This is a genomic window from Streptomyces sp. NPDC007346 (assembly GCF_040703535.1).
Classification (GTDB): domain Bacteria; phylum Actinomycetota; class Actinomycetes; order Streptomycetales; family Streptomycetaceae; genus Streptomyces.
This window is the reverse complement of record NZ_JBEYKR010000067.1, coordinates 1-22,128: the sequence shown is the minus strand read 5'-3', so window position 1 is coordinate 22,128 and position 22,128 is coordinate 1. Positions and strand designations below refer to the sequence as shown.

General features: G+C 69.5%; 15 protein-coding genes. 8 read left to right on the top strand and 7 right to left on the bottom strand.

The window, feature by feature from the left end; translation table 11 throughout:
- Positions 1-52: 52 nt before the first annotated feature.
- Both AB0917_RS18945 and AB0917_RS18940 read left to right on the top strand, forming a co-directional pair.
- Positions 53-688 (top strand): hypothetical protein, encoded by a 636-nt coding sequence (locus AB0917_RS18945; RefSeq protein ID WP_366820721.1) that lies wholly within the window; start codon positions 53-55, stop codon positions 686-688.
- 8 nt (positions 689-696) lie between these two features.
- On the top strand, positions 697-1,956 hold the full coding sequence (locus AB0917_RS18940; protein ID WP_366820720.1) for a hypothetical protein: 1,260 nt from the start codon (positions 697-699) through the stop codon (positions 1,954-1,956).
- A 95-nt stretch (positions 1,957-2,051) separates the two neighbouring features.
- On the opposite strand, the gene AB0917_RS18935 is transcribed toward AB0917_RS18940, so the two are convergent.
- The 5 genes from AB0917_RS18935 to AB0917_RS18915 form a co-directional block, all read right to left on the bottom strand.
- Complete coding sequence (locus AB0917_RS18935) at positions 2,052-2,189, bottom strand: hypothetical protein (RefSeq protein WP_366820719.1); 138 nt, start codon at positions 2,187-2,189, stop codon at positions 2,052-2,054.
- 132 nt (positions 2,190-2,321) lie between these two features.
- Entirely contained in the window at positions 2,322-2,990 is a 669-nt protein-coding gene (locus tag AB0917_RS18930; protein ID WP_366820718.1) for a nucleotidyl transferase AbiEii/AbiGii toxin family protein, read from the bottom strand.
- A 5-nt stretch (positions 2,991-2,995) separates the two neighbouring features.
- Positions 2,996-3,388, bottom strand: a complete 393-nt coding sequence (locus tag AB0917_RS18925; RefSeq protein WP_366820717.1) for a hypothetical protein — start codon at positions 3,386-3,388, stop codon at positions 2,996-2,998.
- A 340-nt stretch (positions 3,389-3,728) separates the two neighbouring features.
- The gene (locus AB0917_RS18920; protein ID WP_366820715.1) at positions 3,729-5,258 is read right to left on the bottom strand and encodes a UDP-N-acetylglucosamine 1-carboxyvinyltransferase; all 1,530 of its coding nucleotides are present in this window, start codon (positions 5,256-5,258) and stop codon (positions 3,729-3,731) included.
- Positions 5,259-5,514: 256 nt separating this feature from the next.
- Positions 5,515-6,366, bottom strand: a complete 852-nt coding sequence (locus AB0917_RS18915; RefSeq protein ID WP_366820714.1) for an alpha/beta hydrolase — start codon at positions 6,364-6,366, stop codon at positions 5,515-5,517.
- Positions 6,367-6,574: 208 nt separating this feature from the next.
- Between AB0917_RS18915 and AB0917_RS18910 the strand changes: the two genes are divergently transcribed.
- Both AB0917_RS18910 and acnA read left to right on the top strand, forming a co-directional pair.
- A complete protein-coding gene (locus AB0917_RS18910) occupies positions 6,575-9,415 on the top strand; it encodes a hypothetical protein (RefSeq protein WP_366820713.1) in 2,841 nt (946 codons plus the stop codon).
- 378 nt (positions 9,416-9,793) lie between these two features.
- On the top strand, positions 9,794-12,511 hold the full coding sequence (acnA, locus tag AB0917_RS18905; RefSeq protein WP_366820711.1) for an aconitate hydratase AcnA: 2,718 nt from the start codon (positions 9,794-9,796) through the stop codon (positions 12,509-12,511).
- Between the two features lie 81 nt (positions 12,512-12,592).
- Here the strand turns inward: acnA and AB0917_RS18900 are convergent, their stop codons facing one another.
- Positions 12,593-13,222 (bottom strand): hypothetical protein, encoded by a 630-nt coding sequence (locus tag AB0917_RS18900; RefSeq protein WP_366820710.1) that lies wholly within the window; start codon positions 13,220-13,222, stop codon positions 12,593-12,595.
- Between the two features lie 212 nt (positions 13,223-13,434).
- Between AB0917_RS18900 and AB0917_RS18895 the strand changes: the two genes are divergently transcribed.
- On the top strand, positions 13,435-14,064 hold the full coding sequence (locus AB0917_RS18895; protein WP_366820708.1) for a hypothetical protein: 630 nt from the start codon (positions 13,435-13,437) through the stop codon (positions 14,062-14,064).
- A gap of 111 nt (positions 14,065-14,175) precedes the next feature.
- On the opposite strand, the gene AB0917_RS18890 is transcribed toward AB0917_RS18895, so the two are convergent.
- On the bottom strand, positions 14,176-18,051 hold the full coding sequence (locus AB0917_RS18890; protein ID WP_366820707.1) for a GH92 family glycosyl hydrolase: 3,876 nt from the start codon (positions 18,049-18,051) through the stop codon (positions 14,176-14,178).
- A 509-nt stretch (positions 18,052-18,560) separates the two neighbouring features.
- Between AB0917_RS18890 and ngcE the strand changes: the two genes are divergently transcribed.
- From ngcE to AB0917_RS18875, 3 genes are read left to right on the top strand one after another with little or no spacing between them, the layout of a single operon-like run.
- A complete protein-coding gene (gene ngcE / locus AB0917_RS18885; protein ID WP_366820706.1) occupies positions 18,561-20,006 on the top strand; it encodes an N-acetylglucosamine/diacetylchitobiose ABC transporter substrate-binding protein in 1,446 nt (481 codons plus the stop codon).
- Between the two features lie 48 nt (positions 20,007-20,054).
- Complete coding sequence (locus AB0917_RS18880; RefSeq protein ID WP_366820705.1) at positions 20,055-20,975, top strand: sugar ABC transporter permease; 921 nt, start codon at positions 20,055-20,057, stop codon at positions 20,973-20,975.
- Positions 20,975-21,925, top strand: coding sequence for a carbohydrate ABC transporter permease (locus AB0917_RS18875; protein ID WP_366820704.1), 951 nt, complete (start codon positions 20,975-20,977; stop codon positions 21,923-21,925). Before AB0917_RS18880 ends, AB0917_RS18875 begins: the two co-directional genes overlap by 1 nt.
- Positions 21,926-22,128 lie beyond the last annotated feature (203 nt).

Here is a 22,128-nt window from a genome sequence, read left to right as displayed (position 1 = left end):
GCGGAACTCGGCACGACCGCGGAAAGCTCGCCGAACGGGAGCCCCCCAGGACGTGCCGAGGTGGTGCGCGAACTGCGCGCGGTGCCTGTTTCGGTTCAAGCGGCTCGTCGAGGAGAAGGGCCAGGACCGGCGGACGGGCCTGCGCGCCGACGCGGCCTCCGCGCCGGGCCAGACGAAGCCGGGCCTCGCCACGTTCGTCCGCGTCGTGTGGCAACGCGTCGCCGACGACCTCGCCGCCCGCTTCGCCGAACCATGCACGGCGCTCTTCTTCCACGACGCGGGTCTGGTCGCCCGGTACTGGGACGAGGGCGGCCGTACGTTCCTGGTCACCTTCCAAGCAGCCTCCCGCAGGCCGTCGGAGGAGCCACACGGCCTGTGGCTGTTGTGCCCGATGGAGTCCCGCATCCAGGACCCGCACCTGGACGGCCGGCCGGTCGATGCGCTGCGCAATGACGGGGAACTGGCCTACCTGGCCAGGGCGAACAGTCCGCGTAAATGGCCGGAAGGGACCGGCCTGTCAGAGGGACCGGCAAGAATACGGCCATGGTGGCGATCATCAAGTGCCGTGAAAATGAGGACGAGTACCTGGAGTTTCTCGAGAAGCTGCATCAATCCCGTCGACACGACTGGGAGTGGTCGTTCACGCGCGGGCGTGATCTGTGGTCCCAGGGCCGTCACCTGCTCCTGATCGCGTCCATGGACACTGACGGGCGCTTCGAGGTCACCCGCGTGGGGAAGTCCGTCCGCCGACGTGGGGCCAAGGACCAGGACCAGCAACTGCGCGTCACTCACGTGCGCCGACTGCGCAGGCCTCTTCGGCTCGCCGAACTGCTCGACGGACTGACCGCGGCCCAGCGGCGCCATCTGGTCGAGGAGGGCCACCAGAGCAAGGGGACGGGCGAGGCGATACGTGCCCGGCTCCTGCGCCTGCGGCCAGAGCTGACGGAAGCGGTCCAGCTGATCGAGGGAGCCATCGACTCCTGGGACTTCGGCGACTCACGTGCGGCACAGGAAGTGGCACTGCAGCGCGACGCGACGCTGGCCGTCACACGCATGGCAGGGATGCAGGACCCACAGCTGGCGGAGTGGGACCCGCCCGCCGAGGAGCTGTACGACGACACGGTGCCCCCGCTCTTCCTCGACATGGTGGGAGCAGCCCGCCATCCTGACGAACTGCTCGACCCACCAGAGCAGCGTCCGCAGGACCCTCCGGCTCGATCCGACAAGCTCAGTAATCAGCGGGCTCTTGAGGACCATCTCATCATGCAGGACACTCGCGCGATGCACGGGTGGCTCAGCGAGGAGACCAACCACGTGGCCTGGCGCAGGTTCCGTGAGCACGGCCGCACCCTGCTGGTCGCGAACGCCAACCGCACCCAGGCGGAGCGAGCCCTCGGCTGCGACATCATCTTCTACAACGTCACGCGCCACAGCCTTGTCCTCGTGCAGTACAAGAAGCTCGACGCCGAAAGAGGCGGCTTCTACTACCCAACAAGCGACAGGAGCCTCGCCAAGGAGCTCAGGCGGATGAAGAGCCTGGACAGGTACGCGGAGAGGCACGCCGGTCTGGCCGACGAGCAGCGGCTGGACCCCAGCCCGAGCTGGATCAAGCTCTGCCACCCGCGTTCCGTGCTGCCGCACACGACGGAGATGATCCACGGCATGTACTTCTCCCGCCGGCAGTTCGAATCGCTGCGCGACGACGCCCGTTTGAAGGACGGGCGGGGCGGCGCCGTCCGGTTCGGCTACAAGAACGTCCCGGCCTACCTGGACAACACACTGTTCACCCGCCTGGTGGAGACGGGCCAGATCGGCACCAGCGGCACGAGTACCGACCTCGTCCGCCAGCAGGTCATCCGCAGCTTCCGAGGGCAGCGCAACCTCGTGCTCGCCACACTGAGCGGGGAGGAGGCGCCGCAGGCGGCACGGAACGCGCAGCGCAGAGCAGCTCGATGAACAACGTCCCTGTGTGACGACTGTCGGCAGCCGAGCTGCCGTAACCGGTTGCCGGGGCGGAACATCGGGCCCCGCCCCGCGCCCGCGGTTCGGTGTCAGCTGAGGGGCATGCGGGGCACGCCGCGCTTGCGGCTGATGTCGAACACCAGCCGGTAGATGTCCGGCAGGTCGATCGCTTCTCCGCTGCGCCTGGTCATCACACCCAGCTCGGTGAGTTCCTCCAGCAGCGCCACAGGATTCTCCAGATCCCGGGGCCCGCTGCCGGAGCGCTCGTCCTTGAGCTGTTCCCGTACCTTGCCGTCGGCCCGACGGCGCCTGCGCTGCCTGGGAGTGCGCGTGCGGGTCTCGGGGGGAGTGGGACCCGACTATTCGCTGTCCACATCATCGGCCCCTTCGAGGAGGCGGGCCGCGAGGTCGTCGGCCCACTTCAAGGCCCAGGCGCGAAGGGCGGTGATGGCGGCGTCATCGAGGCCGTAGGCGGAGAAAGCTTCGTCGTCGGTCCACTCGGCGCCCGTGAGGTTCGATTGCAGGTCCTCGCGCTCGAAGCGGCCTCGGGCGTGGCGGCGGCCGAACTCCTCGAGCTCGGTATTGGTCCAGCGGCGGGAGGCCGCGAACACGTCGATCAGGTCGCGGGGCGCTCCGCGGTCGGCGAGGGCGCGGACCTTGGTCCCGATCACGTCCTCCTCCGCGAGGACGGGCCCGTACGCGCTCTGGGCGACAGGCCGCCAGAAGATTTCCTTGAGGATGTCGACTTCGCATTCCTGCCCAGTGGCCGGATCGGCCACGGTGAAGCGGGCGGACAGCGGGGCGGTCTCCAGCGCGTGCACCTTCCACCCGCGGGCTTCCAGGCCGGCGCGGAGCGTGGCGGCGATGTCGGCCATGGGTGCCGGGTTCTCGGTGGCGACGTCGAGGTCCTGGCTGGGGCGGTTGACGAGGTGGTGCGCCCGCACGGCATACCCGCCGGTGAGGACCAGGGGATACGGGGAGCCGAGGGTGATCACATCCGCCAGGAGCCGCGTGTGCAGCTCCGGCATGTCCGTCACGCGGCGGCCCAGGTGCGGGAGGCGAGCTGGGGGAAGGCATCTTCCCACACGGTGCGCACGGTGCGCCCGACGAGTGTGCGCAGCACCGGCCACAGCTGGAGGAGCAGGCCCTGGTTGAGGTAGCGGGGCAGATCGTCGTGCAGGCCCTCGTGCAGGACGGTGCGGTACAGGCCCATGCGCTGGCGCGGCTTGCTCAGGTCGTACGACGTCATCCCGGACCAGGCCATGTGCAGCGGTAGCACCACGACTCCCTGGGTGGGGCCGTGCAACTCGTCCAGCGACTCCGGCAGACGGCGCTGGAACTTCTCCCGGTACAACGCGAGATCCTCAGCGGCCGCGTCCGAGAGGCCGCTCGGCGCGGGTGCGGGGCGCTGTGGGGTGGAGGGCATGCCTCCATTATGACCGGAGGGGAGCGGTAAGGGGCATGATGCGCGAGCTTGTCTCCGCAGTGAGCGGGACGGGCTCGTGGAAGGTGTCTGGGCGTGACAAAAAGGTAGTGAGCCGAGAACCCGGCCCGGCCTGTCCTCGTCCGTGAGTCGCTCAGGCCGAACCCCGTCCGGTGCTCCCATTACGTGTAGTGACGGCAATCCATCCCTCAGCTCCTGGGACCGGCAGTCTCCTGGCTCGGCCTGAAGGTTCCTGAGAAGTCCCACAGATGAAACCGAATCCCCTCCTGGCTTGCATACCTGCAGGTCAGGAGGGGATTCACGCTACCTCTTCTCAGTGCTCTCAGATGTCCCGGAAGATCTCGATCTGCGCCCCCACCGAGTTGAGCCGCTCCGCCAGCTCCTCGTAACCCCGGTTGATGACATAGACGTTGCGCAGTACGGAGGTGCCCTCGGCCGCCATCATCGCCAGCAGCACCACCACCGCGGGCCGCAGGGCGGGCGGGCACATCATTTCGGCGGCGCGCCAGCGGGTGGGGCCTTCTACCAGGACCCGGTGGGGGTCGAGGAGTTGGAGGCGGCCGCCGAGGCGGTTGAGGTCGGTGAGGTAGATCGCGCGGTTGTCGTAGACCCAGTCGTGGATCAGGGTCTGGCCGTGCGCGGAGGCCGCGATGGCGGCGAAGAACGGCACGTTGTCGATGTTCAGGCCGGGGAACGGCATCGGGTGGATCTTGTCGATCGGCGCCTCCAGCTTGGAGGGCCGGACCGTCAGGTCCACCAGCCGGGTGCGGGCGTTGTCGGCCGCGTACTCCGCGGTGCGGTCGCAGTCGACGCCCATCTCCTCCAGGACCGCCAGCTCGATCTCCAGGAACTCGATCGGCACCCGGCGGATGGTGAGTTCGGACTCGGTCACCACCGCGGCGGCCAGCAGGCTCATCGCCTCGACCGGGTCCTCGGAGGGGGAGTAGTCCACGTCCACGTCGATCTGCGGGACCCCGTGGACGGTCAGCGTCGTCGTGCCGATGCCGTCGACCCGTACGCCCAGCGCCTCCAGGAAGAAGCACAGGTCCTGGACCATGTAGTTGGAGGAGGCGTTGCGGATGACCGTCGTGCCCTCGTGGCGGGCGGCGGCCAGCAGGGCGTTCTCGGTCACGGTGTCGCCGCGCTCGGTCAGCACGATGGGCCGGCCGGGGGAGACGGAACGGTCCACCTGCGCGTGGTACAGGCCCTCCGTCGCCGCGATCTCCAGGCCGAACCGGCGCAGCGCGATCATGTGCGGCTCGATCGTGCGGGTGCCCAGGTCGCAGCCGCCCGCGTACGGCAGGGTGAACTGCTCCATCCGGTGCAGCAGCGGGCCCAGGAACATGATGATCGAGCGGGTGCGGCGCGCGGCGTCGGCGTCGATCGCCTCCATCTCCAGCTGCGCGGGCGGCACGATCTCCAGGTCCACGCCCTCGTTGATCCAGCGGGTGCGCACCCCGATGGAGTTCAGCACCTCCAGGAGCCGGAAGACCTCCTCGATCCTGGCGACCCGGCGCAGGACGGTGCGGCCCTTGTTGAGCAGCGAGGCGCACAGCAGCGCGACGCAGGCGTTCTTGCTGGTCTTCACGTCGATGGCGCCGGAGAGCCGGCGGCCACCGACGACCCGCAGGTGCATGGGCCCGGAGTAACCCAGCGACACGATCTCGCTGTCGAGGGCTTCGCCGATGCGGGCGATCATCTCAAGGCTGATGTTCTGGTTGCCGCGCTCGATGCGGTTGACGGCGCTCTGGCTCGTGCCGAGCGCCTCGGCCAGCTGCGTCTGTGTCCAGCCCCGGTGCTGCCGGGCGTCACGGATGAGCTTGCCGATGCGTGCGAGGTAGTCGTCTGACATGACGGCAGGTTATCTCAGATATGAGATGAGGCTGGAGTGGGGTTGTGCCGTTCGAGTGACGGGAGTGCAACGGTCGCCGAACGGTCGTCCGTGGAGCCATCGTCCCCCGTCCGGGCCGGAGCGGCGCGGGGCGCGCGTCCGTACGAGGGTGGCGGCCTGGACCCCGGTGTCGCACGGGTCCAGCCGCGTGGCTCGCCCCCCCAGGTGTCACACGGATTGTGCAGCCGCGTGGCTCGCCCCCCGGTGTCACACAGGTTCAGCCGTGCCGGGCCGCCAGCCACTCCAAAGCCTCGGCCCCCGCGCCGAGCACCGATATGTGCCCGTCCGCCGGGCGCGGCCGCAGTTCGGCCGTCGGGCAGCGCCCCGCGAGCCAGCGGCTGTGGGCGGCGGGGGCGATCCGGTCCTGGTCGCCGTGGAGCAGGAGCAGGGGCGCGGTGATCGTCGCTGGGTCGAAGCCCCACGGCGCGACGTAGGCGAGGTCGTCGGCGATCAGGGCGTCCGGGCCGCCCTCCAGGGCGGGCCCCACGACCTGGTCGAACCAGGACCACGCACCGGCCAGCGCCTCGTGGTCGGCGGCGGTGAACATCTCCGGGTCGTACCCGGCGCCCGCCTCGTACGCCTCCTTCGCCGCGCGCCCCTCGGCCGCCGCCCGCAGTGAGGCCGCCGAGGAGTGCGCCATGCCCGCGTACCAGTCGAGCCCCTCGGCGCCGTACGGGGCGAGTCCCGCGACCGTCGCCACGGCGAGCACCCGGTCGGCCAGCAGGGCCCCGCAGGCCAGCGCGTGCGGGCCGCCGCCGGAGTGGCCCAGGACGGCGAACCGGTCGATGGACAGCGCGTCGGCGGCGGCCCGCGCGTCGGCGGCGGCCGACGCGACGTCCCGGCCGGGGAGCGGGGACGAGCCGCCGTAGCCGGGACGGTCGTACGACACCCAGCGGATGCCCAGCTCTGCGGCGGCGGGGAAGAGCGGCGCGGGCGGTGAGCCGGTGTTCGGCGTGCCGTGGTGCCACAGGACGACGAGGCCGCCGTCGGCGGGGGAGCCGTCGCCGGTGTCGTACACATGGAGCGTGCGGCCGTCGTCCAGCCGTAGATCGCTCTCCCTGACCCTCACTCCGCCACCCCTCCTCCACGCCGGAACGTTCCCGCCGCACGACCCTACCGACCGGCGCCGGCAGGGGGAGCGCGGCCGCCGTCGCCGATCGTTCCGCCGGGAGAGGCAACCCGCGGGTTCGCCTCTTCGTCTCGATCTCCGAGAGCGCGTTCGATCCGGAACAGACCGCCGGAACGGCCGTGCGCGTGACGAGAGTTGAGGAGGAGCTTTGATACGTGGCCGGAAAGCATGGGCCACCGCGATAGCGGTGCTGACGGTGGCAGGGGTGGCGCCTACGGGGGCGTACGCCGCCCCCGCGCCGCCGGACATACCCAGCGCCACCGCGACGCCCGACGTACGCACCGCCACCGATCCGCAGGACCCACGCGCCACGCGCGCGACACCCGACGCCGGGGAGGCGCTGCCGCCCGGCTGGCGCATCGCCGACGACGACGGGCGCAACCACCTGGAGTGGCGCGCGCCCAAGCGGGTCCCCATGGGCGACGCCCGCGTGGAGTTCCGCGCGAACGGCGAACTCGTGGGCGTCCCCGAACCGCAGAGCGACGGCCGGACCTTCCGGCTTCCCCTCGACGAGGCCCGCACCGCCGACCTGGAGAACCTCCAGGTCGAGGCCGCCGGGCGCCGGCTCGACGAGGCCCCGGGCGCGAGCCGCAAGGCACAGCCGCCCGCTCCGAAGCTCCCGCCCCAGCTGCCCGCGGGGACCGTCGACCCGGGCCGGGCGGGCCCGTACGCCACCACCACCGGCGAGTACAGCCTCCCCTCCGTCAAGCTCCCGGGCTTCTTGGCGCCGGTCGAGATGCGGGGGGTCGTCGTCGCCCCGAAGAAGGCACCCGGCAAGCGTCCCGTCGCCCTCTTCCTGCACGGCCGCCACGCCACCTGCTACGTCCCCGGCCAGGACGAGGAGATCTCCATCGACTGGCCCTGCGCCAAGGGCAGCAAGCCGATCCCCAGCCACCGGGGCTATCTGCGCGACCAGAAGCTGCTGGCCTCCCAGGGGTACGTGACCGTCTCGATCTCGGCCAACGGCATCAACGGCCAGGACTGGGACGCCGAGGACGCCGGCGCGCAGGCCCGCTCCTCGCTGATCCGCAATCACCTCGGCCGCTGGGCCGACTGGTCGGCCAAGCCCGCCTCCGCGCCCGCCGCCGTACGCAAGGGCTCCGAGGCCGACCTGTCCCGGGTGCTCCTCGTCGGGCACTCGCGCGGCGGCGAGGGCGTCAACCGCGCGGTGATGGACAGCCTGTACAAGCCACCGGCCGCCCAGGACGGCTACCGGTCCAAGGCCCGCTGGAACATCCGCGGCACGGTCCACATCGGACCCACCCTCTTCGGCCAGAACCCGGTGCCGGACGTCCCCTCGCTCACGATCCTGCCCGGCTGCGACGGTGACGTCTTCGACCTCCAGGGCCAGGTGTTCACGGACGGCACCCGGGGCGTCAGCCAGGGCAAGGCCCTGCACAGCTCGGTCTACATGATCGGCGCCAACCACAACTACTTCAACACCGAGTGGACGCCGGGCCAGGCCCAGGCCCCGGCCGACGACGACTTCTGGCACGAGCCCGAGTCGCCCGACCCGCTCTGCTCGCCCGGTACCGCGGGCAGGCTCACCGCCGACCAGCAGCACCGGGCGGGCGCCACCTACATCGCCGCCGCCGCGCGGCTGTTCGTCGGCGGTGACGACCGCGTACGCCAGCTCGTCGACGGCACCGGCCGCCGCGCCCCCTCCGCCGGCCCCGCCCGGGTGCTGACCCACGCGGTCGGCGGCAACCGGAGCGCCGGCTTCCTCCCCGACGACCCGCAGGGCCCGCTGAAGGTCAGCGGCGCCGCCAGGGTGTGCGACGCCGTCGCCCCCGGCCGCTCGGCCTGCCTGGGTGAGAAGGACGACGGCTTGTCGCCGCACTTCGCGCAGTGGCGCCCCGAGCACGAGGCCGGCCGCCGCGCGGTCGCCCTGGAGTGGAGGAAGCCGGGCACGGCCGCCCGCGTCACCCCGAAGAAGCCGGTCTCGGTCAAGGGCGCCACGAGCCTCGCGCTGCGCGTCGCCGTACCGCCCAACACCACCGGCACCCGCTTCGCCGTCGGCGTCGTGGACGCCGACGGCAGGCGGGCCGAGCTGGGCGGCGTCCGTGTCGACGGGCTGCCCGGCACCGACCGCACCACCTCGTACTGGGCGCAGGAGGTCCGCGTCCCGCTGACCGCCGCGACCCGCGCCGGGCTGGACCTGGGGAAGATCGCGACTCTGGAGCTGACCCCGACGTCCCGCTCGGGCAAGGCGTGGCTGATGGACGCCTGGTCGTGGAAGCCGGGCACGCCCGCGGTGAAGGCCGCGCCGCTCGCCCGCGTCGACATCGGCCGCCTCACGGTCAAGGAGGGCGACGCGGGCGTTCGTACGTACCAGGTGCCCGTCCGTACCACCGGCAAGAACGCCGGGGCGGTACGGCTGTACGTCATCGACCCGGACACCGGTGAGTCGACCGGCCGGCTGGTCCGGGTCGGCCCCGGCACCGCCGGGATCGACGTCAGGGTGAAGGTCGTGGGCAACACGCGCTACAGCTGGGACAAGCCCCACGACATCGTGGTCAAGGCCGTCCGGGGGACGGTCGTCGGTGCCGACGCCGGTGGCGTCACCGCCGAGAACGACGACCCGATGCCGAAGGTGGGCGTCGAGCCGGTGGCCGCCGACGTCACCGAGGGCGCGCCGCTGACATGGCGCATCTCCCTCTCGGAGGAGGCGGACGTCGACATCTGGACCCTGGCCGAGCTGCTGCCCGTCACCGACGGCCGCCCGGAGCTGTCCACGGCCGACGTGGACCAGGAGTGGCTGTACCGGCTCGTGGAGGAGATCCCCGACCCGGAGATCCCGCTCTCGCAGGTCGAGTACGGGGTGCTGTGGACGACGGTCCCGGCGGGCGAGCGCTCCGCCGAGCTGACCGTCCCGACCGTCCGTGACCAGGTGGAGGAGCCGGCCGAGTACATCCGGCTCCAGCCCAGGGACGACGAGGGCGAGCCGCTGGGCCCGCCCGTCGAGGGCACGGTCCGCGACGCGCCGTAGCCCATCCGGTCCCCGGCCCGGCCCCTGCGCGACCGTGCGGAGGGGCCGGGCCCTTGTCGGCCCCCGGGCGCCCGTGTCCGCCGCGCGGGGCCTGCCCCGCGGCGTTCGGCGCGTACGTGATTCCGCACCCGCACGGCGGGTTTGTTCCGGTACGCCGGATCTTGAGGCGCACCTGGGCATGACCGAGCGGCGGCTATGTACTAGAGTTATCTCGACATCGAGATATCTGCCGAGGTGCACCGCAGCCGCTGCCCGGTAAGGGTTACCTAACTAAGCCTTACCTTAGCGGATGGTCGGGGCCGCAGGCGGCACAACGCGGCGCCCGCTGCCAATGAGGCGCGGCGCGGTAGAACGCGCACATTGAAGAAGGAGACTGTCGTGTCGGCGAACAGCTTCGACGCCCGCAGCACGCTGCGCGTGGGCGACGAGTCGTACGAGATCTTCAAGCTGGACAAGGTAGAGGGCTCCGCGCGCCTCCCGTACAGCCTGAAGGTCCTGCTGGAGAACCTGCTCCGCACCGAGGACGGCGCGAACATCACCGCCGACCACATCCGGGCCATCGGCGGCTGGGACTCCCAGGCCCAGCCCAGCCAGGAGATCCAGTTCACTCCGGCCCGCGTGATCATGCAGGACTTCACCGGCGTGCCGTGTGTCGTGGACCTCGCCACCATGCGTGAGGCCGTGAAGGAGCTGGGCGGCGACCCGGCGAAGATCAACCCGCTGGCCCCGGCCGAGCTGGTCATCGACCACTCCGTCATCGCCGACAAGTTCGGCACCAACGAGGCGTTCGCCCAGAACGTCGAGCTGGAGTACGGCCGCAACAAGGAGCGCTACCAGTTCCTGCGCTGGGGCCAGACCGCCTTCGACGAGTTCAAGGTCGTCCCCCCGGGCACCGGCATCGTCCACCAGGTGAACATCGAGCACCTGGCCCGCACCGTCATGGTCCGCAACGGCCAGGCGTACCCCGACACCCTCGTCGGCACCGACTCGCACACCACCATGGTCAACGGCCTCGGCGTGCTGGGCTGGGGCGTCGGCGGCATCGAGGCCGAGGCCGCGATGCTCGGCCAGCCGGTCTCCATGCTCATCCCGCGCGTCGTCGGCTTCAAGCTGACCGGCGAGCTCCCGGCCGGCACCACCGCCACCGACCTCGTGCTGACCATCACCGAGATGCTCCGCAAGCACGGCGTCGTCGGCAAGTTCGTCGAGTTCTACGGTGAGGGCGTCGCCGCCACCTCCCTGGCCAACCGCGCCACCATCGGCAACATGTCGCCGGAGTTCGGCTCCACCGCCGCGATCTTCCCGATCGACGACGAGACGCTGAAGTACCTGCGCCTGACCGGCCGTGACGAGCAGCAGGTCGCCCTCGTCGAGGCGTACGCCAAGGAGCAGGGCCTGTGGCTCGACCCGGCCGCCGAGCCGGACTTCTCCGAGAAGCTGGAGCTCGACCTCTCCACGGTCGTCCCCTCCATCGCCGGCCCCAAGCGCCCGCAGGACCGCATCGTCCTGGCCAACGCCGCCCAGCAGTTCACCCAGGACGTGCGCAACTACGTCTCGGACGACATGGAGACGAGCAAGGAGTCCTTCCCGGCCTCCGACGCGCCGCCCAACACGCCGAACGGCACCCCGTCCAAGCCGGTCACCGTCACGGCCCCCGACGGCTCGACGTACGAGATCGACCACGGCGCCGTCACCGTCGCCGCGATCACCTCCTGCACCAACACCTCGAACCCGTACGTCATGGTCGCCGCCGCGCTCGTGGCGAAGAAGGCGGTCGAGAAGGGCCTGACCCGCAAGCCGTGGGTCAAGACCACCCTCGCCCCGGGCTCCAAGGTCGTCACCGACTACTTCGACAAGGCGGGCCTGACCCCGTACCTCGACAAGGTCGGCTTCAACCTCGTCGGCTACGGCTGCACCACCTGCATCGGCAACTCCGGCCCGCTGCCGGAGGAGGTCTCCAAGGCGGTCAACGACAACGACCTCGCCGTCACCTCGGTGCTCTCCGGCAACCGCAACTTCGAGGGCCGGATCAACCCCGACGTCAAGATGAACTACCTGGCGTCCCCGCCGCTGGTCGTCGCGTACGCCATCGCCGGTTCGATGAAGGTCGACATCACCAAGGACGCCCTCGGCGTCGACCAGGACGGCAACGCGGTCCACCTCGCGGACATCTGGCCCACCGAGGCCGAGGTCAACGACGTCGTGGCGAACGCCATCGGCGAGGACATGTTCAACAAGTCCTACCAGGACGTCTTCGCGGGCGACGCCCAGTGGCAGGCGCTGTCCATCCCGACCGGCGACACCTTCGAGTGGGACTCCGAGTCCACCTACGTGCGCAAGCCCCCGTACTTCGAGGGCATGACGATGGAGACGACCCCGGTCGAGGACATCACCGGCGCCCGGGTCCTGGCCAAGCTCGGCGACTCGGTCACCACCGACCACATCTCCCCGGCCGGCGCCATCAAGGCCGACACCCCGGCCGGCAAGTACCTCACGGAGCACGGCATCGAGCGCCGTGACTTCAACTCCTACGGCTCGCGCCGAGGCAACCACGAGGTCATGATCCGCGGCACGTTCGCCAACATCCGCCTGCGCAACCAGATCGCGCCGGGCACCGAGGGCGGCTACACCCGCGACTTCACCAAGGGCGACGGCCCGGTGTCGTTCATCTACGACGCCTCGCAGAACTACCAGGCCGCGGGCACCCCGCTGGTGATCCTCGCGGGCAAGGAGTACGGCTCCGGCTCGTCCCGCGACTGGGCCGCCAAGGGCACCGCGCTCCTGGGCGTCAGGGCCGTCATCGCCGAGTCCTACGAGCGCATCCACCGCTCGAACCTCATCGGCATGGGCGTCCTCCCGCTCCAGTTCCCCGAGGGCCAGGACGCCGAGTCCCTCGGCCTCACCGGCGAGGAGACCTTCTCCTTCACCGGCGTCACCGAGCTGAACAACGGCACCACCCCGCGCACGGTCAAGGTCACCACCGACACCGGTGTGGAGTTCGACGGCGTCGTGCGCATCGACACCCCCGGCGAGGCGGACTACTACCGCAACGGCGGCATCCTGCAGTACGTGCTCCGCAGCCTGATCCGCAAGTAGGCCTGCGCACGCAGTGGTCGAGGGCCGCATCCCCGTCGTGGACGGGGGTGCGGCCCTCGCGCGTCGCCGGGTGCCGGCCGTTCAGTACTGCTGCGGCTGCTTCTTGCTGGTCACGTTGGCCACGGCGAAGGCGCCCCCCGCGGCCACGGCCAGGCCCACGAGGGCGACGCCGCCGTTGAGGCGCTTCCACCAGAACTTGTGCGGGGCCAGCGGCTCGTGCTCCAGCATCATCTCGAGCAGGTCGGTGCCGCCGGCCTCGAGCAGGGTGAACACATAGCCGTTGGTGACGCCGAAGTACGCGGCGAGCGCGGCCAGGATGGCGGCCCAGACGTGCGGCCCGGCCTTACGGCCGCCGGTGCGGCCCACCACCGCTCCCACACCCACCGCGAGCGCGGCCGCGAGGACCAGGTAGCCGGCCTGGAGGCCCACGCGTGACAGGTCCTCGTGGGTGATGAGCAGGACGCCCGTGTAGGCCACCGAGAGGCCCACCGCGACGAGCAGCCCGAGGAAGAAGGCCCTGCCCGGCCGCGCGCCGCCGGGGGGCGGGAAGCCCGGCGGGTAGGGGGAGGGGTAGCCGTGCTGCATGGGCTGCTGGGGAGGGTAGGGGGCCGGGTAGCCGTACCCCGGCTGCTGCTGCGGCGGTACGGGCTGCTGCGCGGGCTGACCGTACGGGTTGTGCTGCGGTGGGTGTGGCTGCCAGGGCTGGCTCATGGTGTCCCCCGTGGGTGAATACGTTCGCCACGCGTAGGTGCGCGGGCGGCCCAACGTACCAACACCGGGGACCCGGCCACCGTGGAGCCCGGGATGTGAGTGGCTGCGATTCCGGTGGCCGGATCCGGTAGCCTGCCCCGGGCCCTTCACCCTTCAGGGAACGGGCCGCACGACTGAGCCAGCTACGCATTCTGTTTTCGGGGGATCACCACATGCGTGTTCGTCGCGCCTTCGGCGCAGCCACTCTCGCGCTCGCCGCCATCACCACGCTCTCCAGCTGCACCGACAATCCGAGCGACAAGGCCTTCGGCGGCCTCGGCGACGTGCCCGCGCCGCCGAACGTGCCCGACCCGTCGCTCTCGTTGCGGCCGGGCGGAGTGCCCGGCCTTCCCGGCGCCTCGTCGGGGGGCTCGAGCGGTTCCGGCGGGTACACCTCCGGCGGCACCGGCGGCGACAGCTCCGGCGGCACCTCCGGAGGGTTCACCTCCGGTGGCGGCGGCAGTCGTCCGACGCCGCGGCCGACGTACAACGCCAACGCGATCAGCGAGGTGATCGGCGAGAACTGCAGTTACCAGCGCACCGCCGGACGGATCACCTACGACGTCGACATCCAGAACCCGTCCACCGAGCTGGCCTTCCGGTACAGCTTCACGGTGCAGTTCAAGGTCGGCAGGTACCCCAACTCCACGGTCGCGAGCAAGAGCGTCAGCTCCCAGTACAAGACGGTGACGGTCGCTCCGGGCGGCGACCGGTCCATATCCGTGCACGCCTCGTACAGCACCGACGACCGGCTCGTCTACTCGTGCCAGGTGACCTCGGCCCGGAAGTCCCCGGCTTCGTAGGAAGTCGTAGGAGCCATAGGAGCCATAAGAGGGTCGTGGAAAAGCAGGGGGGGCGGGAGTGGACCAGCCACTCCCGCCCCCGCGTCGCCCCGCACCTGCCGGGGAGACCGATCAGCTCAGGAGCTCGACCTCCGCGAGCGTCGCCGGACCGTCCAGGACGAGCCGGTAGCGCTGGTACCCGCCCGGATCGGCCACGGTGAACGCCCGGGTCTGCCGGTCCCAGGCGAAGGACTGGCCGGACCGCCTGTCCAGCTCCTTCCACTTCCTGCCGTCGGCGGAGCCCTGGAGCACCCAGCCGCGCGGCGCCTTCGCCTTCTCGGACGACGACGTCAGCGTGTACTGCACGGCCTTCGTCCTCCCCGTGACCGGCAGCTCCACCGACGTGACCTCCGCCGAGGTGGCCGAGGTGTCGTCGAAGAGCGGGCCGTCGCCCTTGAGCACATCGCCCCGGGGCGCCGGGGCCTTGTCGTCCTGCTGGATGGAGACCGGGGCCGCGTCCTTGCCCGTGCCCCAGGCGGACGGCTTCGGGCCCATGTCGAACTCCAGCGTGCCGCCCTTGGCCAGCACGTCGTGGGGGAGCGCGGTGGAGGTCCACTTCTTGCCGTTGACCTTCACGCCCTGCACGTAGATGTTCTTCGCGCTGTTCTTCGGGGCCTTGACGGTCAGCTTGCGGCCGTTGTCCATGCGGACGGTGGCCTTCTTGAAGAGCGGCGAGCCGATCGCGTACTCCCCGCTGCCCATCACCAGCGGGTAGAAGCCGAGCGCGGAGAAGAGGTACCAGGCCGACTGCTCGCCGTTGTCCTCGTCGCCGTGGATGCCCTGCCCGATCTCGCTGCCGACGTACAGGCGGCCCAGGACCTCGCGGACCTTCTCCTGCGTCTTGTAGGGCTGCGAGGCCGCGTTGTACATGTACGTGGCGTGGTGGGCGACCTGGTTGCTGTGCCCGTACTGGCCCATCCGTACGTCACGCGCCTCGGTCATCTCGTGGATGACCCCGCCGTAGCTGCCGACGAACTCCGGGCCCGCCGTCTCCGGCGTCGAGAAGTACGTGTCCAGCTTCTTGCCGAGCCCCGCGCGGCCGCCGTACAGGTTGGCCAGGCCCCGGCTGTCCTGCGGGGCGGTGAAGGCGTAGCCCCAGCCGTTGGTCTCGGTGTAGTCGTAGCCCCAGACGCGGGGGTCGTAACTGCCGGAGGGCAGGCGCCAGTCGCCGTTCGGCTTCCGGCCCTGGAAGAAGCCCGCCTTCTCGTCGAAGAGCTTGACGTACTTCTGCGCCCGGTTCAGGAAGTAGGCCGACTCCTCCTTGTACCGCGCCTTCTTCGTCTTCTTGTACAGCTCCTCGCCCATCCGCGCGATGCCGTAGTCGTTCAGGTAGCCCTCCAGCGACCAGGACAGGCCCTCGTGCGTGGCGGTGTTCGTGTAACCGGTGAAGACGGAGGTCTCCATGCCCTTGCGGCCGACGCCCGGGGACGGCGGGGCCACGGTGGCGTTCTTGACCGCCGCGTCGTACGCCGCCTCCGCGTCGAACTTCACGCCCTTGACGTACGCGTCGGCGAAGGCCACGTCCGAACTGGTGCCGGTCATCAGGTCCGCGTAGCCGGGGGAGGACCAGCGGGAGGTCCAGCCGCCGTCCTTGTAGTGCTGGACGAAGCCGTCCACCAGTTCACCGGCCTTCTTCGGGGAGAAGAAGGAGTAGGCGGGCCACGTCGTGCGGTAGGTGTCCCAGAAGCCGTTGTTGACGTACACCTTGCCGTCGACGATTTTCGCCCCGGTCCGCGTCGGGGTGTCCTCGCCCGCCGGCTCGGAGAAGGGGCTGGCGTACCTGTCCCTGCCGTCGACCTTCTCGTGGCCGGAGTTCGGGTAGAGGTAGAGGCGGTAGAGGCTGGAGTAGAGGGTGGTCAGCTGGTCCGCGTTCGCGCCCTCGACCTCGATCGTGGCCAGGATGTCGTCCCAGGCCCGCTGCGCCGTGCGCCGCACCTTCTCGAAGGAGGTGGACTCGGGGATCTCCATGGCGAGGTTCTTCCTCGCCTGGTCGACGCCGATCAGCGAGGTGGCCAGCCGCAGGTTGACCGTGCGGTCCTTGCCCGCGTCGAAGCGGAAGAAGCCCGTCACATCGTCGCCGCCTCCGCCCTGGAGCCTGCCGCTGTCGGTGACCGGCGCGTCGAAGACGCCGTACACGAACATGCGGGTCGCCCCGGTGGACAGGCCGCTCCTGACGTCCGTGTAGCCGGAGAAGGAGCGGGTCTTCGGGTCCAGGGTGAGGCCGCCGGCGTTCGACACGTTGTCGAAGATCAGGCTCGCGTCCTCGCCGGGGTAGGTGAACCGCATCCGGGCCGCGTGGTCGGCCGGCGCCATCTCGGCCTTGAGGCCGTTCTCGAAGGTGACGCCGTAGTAGTGCGGCTTCGCGATCTCGTTCTCGTGCCGGAAGGGCAGGGCGCGGGCCGTGCGGGTGGCGTCCGGGGTGCCGGCCGTGGCCGAGGGCATCACCTGGAAGGTCTGCCGGTCGCCCATCCAGGGGCTCGGCTCATGGCTGGCGCCGAAGGCCTGGAGCGTGGGGAGGTTGTCCTCGTTGTTGCCCCGGTGGTAGTCGTACAGCCAGCTCAGCGAACCGGCGTTGGTGACCGGCGTCCAGAAGTTGAAGCCGTGCGGGACGGCGGTGGCCGGAATGTTGTTGCCGCGCGAGAAGCCCCCGCTGGAGTTGGTGCCGCGCGTGGTCAGCGCGTAGTCCGACAGATGGGCCTTGCGCTTCTCGGCCGCCTTCGGGGCGATAGCGATGTCGTCGATCCAGCCCTGGAACTTCGCCGGGCCCTTGGGGGAGTCGTACGCCACCAGGATCCGGTCGACGGTCTTGCCCGCCGCCACCGTGCCGATGCGGGAGGCGACCTTGTTCCACTGGTTGACGTAGAGGCGCTTGGCGTCCGCCTGGCCCTGCGGGGTCAGCAGCCCGCCGTGGCTGTCGGTGGCCTTCAGCTCGCTCAGGTACGTGCCGTCGGTGAAGGCGAGGTCCACCGCGATGTGGGTCGCGGGGTAGTCGAGGTCCGTCTCGCCCATCTGCGGATAGACGAGGTAGGAGAGCTCGGTGTCCTTGGTGACGGCCGTGTTCACGTCGAAAATCTTGTTGTACGCGTACGCACGGCCCTCCGGCTGGTGCGTACCCGCGTAACGCAGTGCCTTCTTTCCGGTGAATCCCGCGCCCGCCTTGGCGGTGGGCGAGCCGGAGGGGCCGCGGTCGGGTTGGCTGCGCATCTCGTCGGGGACGGGCGCGGAGGTGTCACCGTTCGAGAACTGAACGTCGGCGAGCTGGAGCGCGTCGCTCGCGCCGCCGTTCGCCGTGATCTCCAGCCGGAAGTGCCGGTAGGCGGTGTCGGAGGCGAAATCGTACGACTTCGTCTGGTGCCGCTCGGCGAACGTCTCGCCGCTGCGGGTGTCGAGGTCGGTCCACTCCTCGCCGTCCGCCGAGCCCTGGAGCGTCCAGTCCTTCGGGTCGCGCGGGGCGTGGTCGTTGGCGGAGGTGAGCGCGTACGTCACCACCTTCACCGGCTCGTCCAGGTCGAACTCGACCCAGCCGGTCTTCGCGAACACCAGCCACTTGGAGGCCGGCTCGACGTCGACCAGGTTCTCCTTGACTTCGCCGCCCGCCGTGTTCTCGGCGCTGGCGCGGACGTCGGTCACCTTGTCGGTGACGTTGCCCGGGATTCCGGCGGAGAATCCGCCGTCGACACCCGATGAGCGCTTCGTGCCGTCGGGTCCCTCTTCTACCGTGTTGCGCCAGTCCGGCTGCTTCTCGTCCGCTTCGAACGAGGTGTGGAACGTCCGTTCGCCGGACGGCTTCAGCGGGGCCGCGGACGGGCCGGCGACGGCCGCCGTGGGGGCCGCGAGGGCCAGGGCGAGTGATGCCGCCAGGACGGCGGCCGTACGGCTCCGTCCCGTACGGGCGGCGCTGCTGAAGACCTTCCCAGCGCCATGGTGGAGACCACGTGGTGGCTGCATACCGAGCCATTCCTCCCCGGAGCGTGCTTGGACAACGTTGTCATAGCGGGATGCAAGGTCCAGTAGGGAGCCAAGTGACAGGACGTGTCAAGGGTGTTGCCCCAAGGTGCGGGACGCGAATCGGCAGTAAGGGGAAAAAGCTGCCCCTGGGCGAGGGCGTGGGGTGCCGAGGAGTCCGCGAGGTCTCAACTCGGGAAAGACTGTCGTCCCAACGTGCATTCGATCTTGCTCAGTTGGCGACAAGTGGACTATACCTGTCGCCATCCGCACAGCCGTTTCCGACGGATGCGCACACGGGGGAACAGGGGACGGTCGCGAGGGAGTCTTGGACGCCCTGGCGGTACGGTTCTCCGACCACCCCCACTCCGCCGGTTCTTTTCTCCGGTACACCTGCATATCTGCATGACCCGAGCGCAACTGACCGCGGTGGCGGGGCCCTTCGCCTGAGGCGAATTTTCGACGGGTGACCGGTACACCGCCTGAGTCCTGGAGAAGGCGAGGACTTGAGCATGGGATCCACCTCCGCTCACAACAATGAGGGCCTTGGCCGTCGCGATCTGATCAAGCGTTCTGCCGCACTCGGCCTGATCGCTGTTCCGACGATGAGCTTCCTGTCCGCCTGCGCGAGCGGCGACAGCGGCAGCGACGACAAGGTCGAAAAGGGCGAGAAGACCGAGAAGAACCCGCTGGCCGTCAACGGCAGCGCCCCGCTGGAGATCGTCATCTTCGACGGCGGGTTCGGCACCAAGTACGCCGAGGACGCCCGGGACGTCTACAAGAAGACCTACCCCGAGGCGCAGATCAAGTTCTCGGCGACGCAGAAGATCCAGTCGGTCCTCCAGCCCCGCTTCAACGGTGGCACCCCGCCGGACCTGATCGACAACTCCGGCGCCCAGCAGATGGACATGGGCGTCCTGGTCGGCAAGAAGCAGCTCACCGACCTCACCCCGCTGCTGGACGCCCCCTCCATCGACGACCCCGCCAAGAAGGTCCGCGACACCCTGCGGCCGGGCATCATCGAGATGGGCCAGTTCGACGGCGACCCGGTCTGGATCATGTACTACGCGTACACGGTCTACGGCGTCTGGTACTCGCAGACCGCGCTCGACAAGCTCGACGCCACGTACCCCGAGACCTGGGACGACATGCTCGCGCTCTGCGCGAAGGCGAAGAAGCAGGGCATCGCCGGCTGGACCTACCCGGGCAAGCACCCGTACTACATCCCCTTCTCGCTCTACCCGTTCATCGGCAAGATCGGCGGCGTCGAGGTCCTCGACGCCATCGACAACCTGGAGCCGAAGGCCTGGGAGCACCCCGCGGTCAAGGCGGCCTTCGAGGCGTACTACGAGCTCTTCGCCAAGGGCTACATCCTCAAGGGCACCCCGGGCCTGGACCACCGCGGTTCGCAGGGCGCCTGGGCCCGTGGCAAGGCGCTGTTCATCCCGAACGGTTCCTGGGTCGAGAACGAGGAAGAGGCGATCATCCCCAAGGACTTCAAGCTGTCCGTGGGCGCCCCCTCCTCCCTCGACTCCTCGGACAAGCTGCCCTTCGGCACCATCTGGGCCTCCGGCGGTGAGCCCTTCATCGTGCCGAGCAAGGCGAAGAACCCGGAGGGGGGCATGGAGCAGCTGCGCATCATGCTCAGCGAGGCCTCCTCCAAGTCCTTCACCACCAGCACCAAGTCGCTCTCCGCCTTCAACGGCGGCACCGACGGCATCGAGCTCTCCGACGGCCTCAAGTCCGGTGTCGCCGCGCTGGAGAAGGCCGGTACCAACGTGGTCAACCCGCGCATGCAGGACTGGTACGTGAAGCTCCAGAAGGAGCAGATCGGTGTCGCCGCACTGGGCGAGATGATGGCCGGCCGCGCCACCCCGGCCGAGACCATCAAGAAGATCCAGGCCTTCGCCGACGCGACCGCCAAGGACCAGTCCATCAAGCACTTCAGGCACCAGTGATCACGCGTCACCAGCGGCGGCAGCTCGGGGAAGGTCGGAGTCGGTACGATGCAACACGGTAAATACCGGTTCATAATCGGTTTCTTGGTGGTCCCGATGGCGTTGTACGTCATCTTCGTCATCTGGCCCTTCATCCAGTCCATCTACTACTCGTTCACGGACTGGACGGGGCTGAGCCCGGACTTCAAGATGGTCGGGTTCGACAACTACACCAAGATGCTCGACGACGACATCTTCTGGAAATCGCTGCAGCACAGTGTGCTGCTGGCCGTTCTGCTGCCGCTGGTGACGCTGGGCCTCGCGCTCTTCTTCGCCTTCATGCTCAACGTGGGCGGCCGGCGCCGCAAGGGCGCCGCCGTCACCGGCGTACGGGGCTCGGGCTTCTACAAGATCGCCTACTTCTTCCCGCAGGTGCTCTCGATCGCGATCGTGGCCATCCTGTTCCAGTTCGCCTTCGACCCGGCCCAGGGCATGATCAACGGCTCGCTGAAGGCCGTGGGCTTCGACGACGTACCGGACTGGCTGGGCGATCCGAACCTGGCCCTGTGGGTCATCATGGCGGTCCTCGTCTGGTGCACGACCGGCTTCTTCGTGGTGCTGTTCTCCGCGGGCATGGCCTCCATCCCCAAGGACTTCTACGAAGCCGCCCTGCTGGACGGGGCGAGCCGCTTCACGACCTTCTTCCGGATCACCCTGCCCCTGCTGTGGGACACGGTCCAGTCCGGCTGGGTCTACATGGGCATCCTGGCGCTCGGCGCCGAGGGCTTCGCCATCGTGCACATCATGAGCGTCGGTCCCGGCGGGCCCGACTACTCGACCACCGTCCTGCCGCTGTACGTCTACCAGTCGGCGTTCCGTGACGGACAGGCGGCCTACGCGACCACGATCGGTGTCGCCCTGCTCCTCGTGACGCTGGCGTTCGCCGCCATCGTCATGCGGGTGGGCCGGCGCGAGCGGCTGGAGTTCTGATGAAGACCACTGACACCCCTCCCTCCGGCGCCTCCGGTCCCTCCTCCGGCACCGGCGCGTCCAAGGTGCCCGCCCAGCGCACCGGTACGGCCTCCACGGGCTCGTCGGCCCCCGCGAAGAGCAGCGAGGGCCAGGTCCTCAACGTCTTCTCGCACGGGGTGCTCATCCTGTGGGCGATCATGGTCGTCCTGCCGCTGTTCTGGGCGGTGATGTCCTCGTTCAAGACCGACTCGGACATCTTCAACGCCCCCTGGTCGCTGCCGAGTTCGCTGAACTTCGACAGCTGGGGCCGGGCCTGGAGCCAGGCCCACATGAGCGAGTACTTCCTGAACACCATCCTGGTGGTGGGCGGGTCGCTCGTCGGCACCCTGGTCCTCGGCTCGATGGCCGCCTATGTGCTCGCGCGCTTCGAGTTCCCGGGCAACCGCTTCATTTACTTCTTGTTCGTCGGCGGCATGAGCTTCCCGATCATGCTGGCGCTGGTCCCGCTGTTCTACGTCATGGACAACATGGGGCTGCTGAACACGATCCACGGCCTGATCCTGGTGTACATCGCGTACTCGCTGCCGTTCACCGTGTTCTTCCTGACCTCGTTCTTCCGTACGCTGCCGACCTCGGTGGCGGAGGCGTCGATCATCGACGGGGCCTCGCACACCCGCACGTTCTTCCAGGTCATGCTGCCGATGGCCAAGCCCGGACTGATCAGCGTCGGCATCTTCAACTTCCTGGGGCAGTGGAACCAGTACATGCTGCCGACGGTGCTGAACACCGACCCGGAGAAGCGGGTGCTCGCCCAGGGGCTGGTGGAGCTGGCCTCCAGCCAGGGGTACAAGGGCGACTACTCCGGCCTCTTCGCCGGCCTGGTGATCGCGATGCTCCCGGTGCTGGCGGCGTACATCATCTTCCAGCGCCAGGTCGTCTCCGGTCTGACGGCGGGCGCGCTCAAGTAGGTCACGCGTAGGCAGAAGAAGGACACGGATACGCGAAGAGGGATTCCGCGTACGCAGAAGAAGGTCACGCGTACGCGGAAACAGGTCACGTAACCACAACGGCCCGGGGCCCCGGCGGAGGAACTAGCCATTTCTCAACCACGAAGCCTTTCCTCCAGAGCATTCATCGCCGCCACGGTCTGGCTTTCCTTGCGTGCCTGCGG

Bases quoted from the DNA above. Each gene is read 5' to 3' on its own strand.
- AB0917_RS18930 (WP_366820718.1), bottom strand. From the start codon at position 2,990: ATGCCGGAGCTGCACACGCGGCTCCTGGCGGATGTGATCACCCTCGGC.
- AB0917_RS18875 (WP_366820704.1), top strand. From the start codon at position 20,975: ATGAAGACCACTGACACCCCTCCCTCCGGCGCCTCCGGTCCCTCCTCC.
- AB0917_RS18920 (WP_366820715.1), bottom strand. From the start codon at position 5,258: ATGTCAGACGACTACCTCGCACGCATCGGCAAGCTCATCCGTGACGCC.
- AB0917_RS18940 (WP_366820720.1), top strand. From the start codon at position 697: ATGGACACTGACGGGCGCTTCGAGGTCACCCGCGTGGGGAAGTCCGTC.
- ngcE (WP_366820706.1), top strand. From the start codon at position 18,561: ATGGGATCCACCTCCGCTCACAACAATGAGGGCCTTGGCCGTCGCGAT.
- AB0917_RS18895 (WP_366820708.1), top strand. From the start codon at position 13,435: ATGCGTGTTCGTCGCGCCTTCGGCGCAGCCACTCTCGCGCTCGCCGCC.
- AB0917_RS18890 (WP_366820707.1), bottom strand. From the start codon at position 18,051: ATGCAGCCACCACGTGGTCTCCACCATGGCGCTGGGAAGGTCTTCAGC.
- AB0917_RS18900 (WP_366820710.1), bottom strand. From the start codon at position 13,222: ATGAGCCAGCCCTGGCAGCCACACCCACCGCAGCACAACCCGTACGGT.
- AB0917_RS18925 (WP_366820717.1), bottom strand. From the start codon at position 3,388: ATGCCCTCCACCCCACAGCGCCCCGCACCCGCGCCGAGCGGCCTCTCG.
- AB0917_RS18880 (WP_366820705.1), top strand. From the start codon at position 20,055: ATGCAACACGGTAAATACCGGTTCATAATCGGTTTCTTGGTGGTCCCG.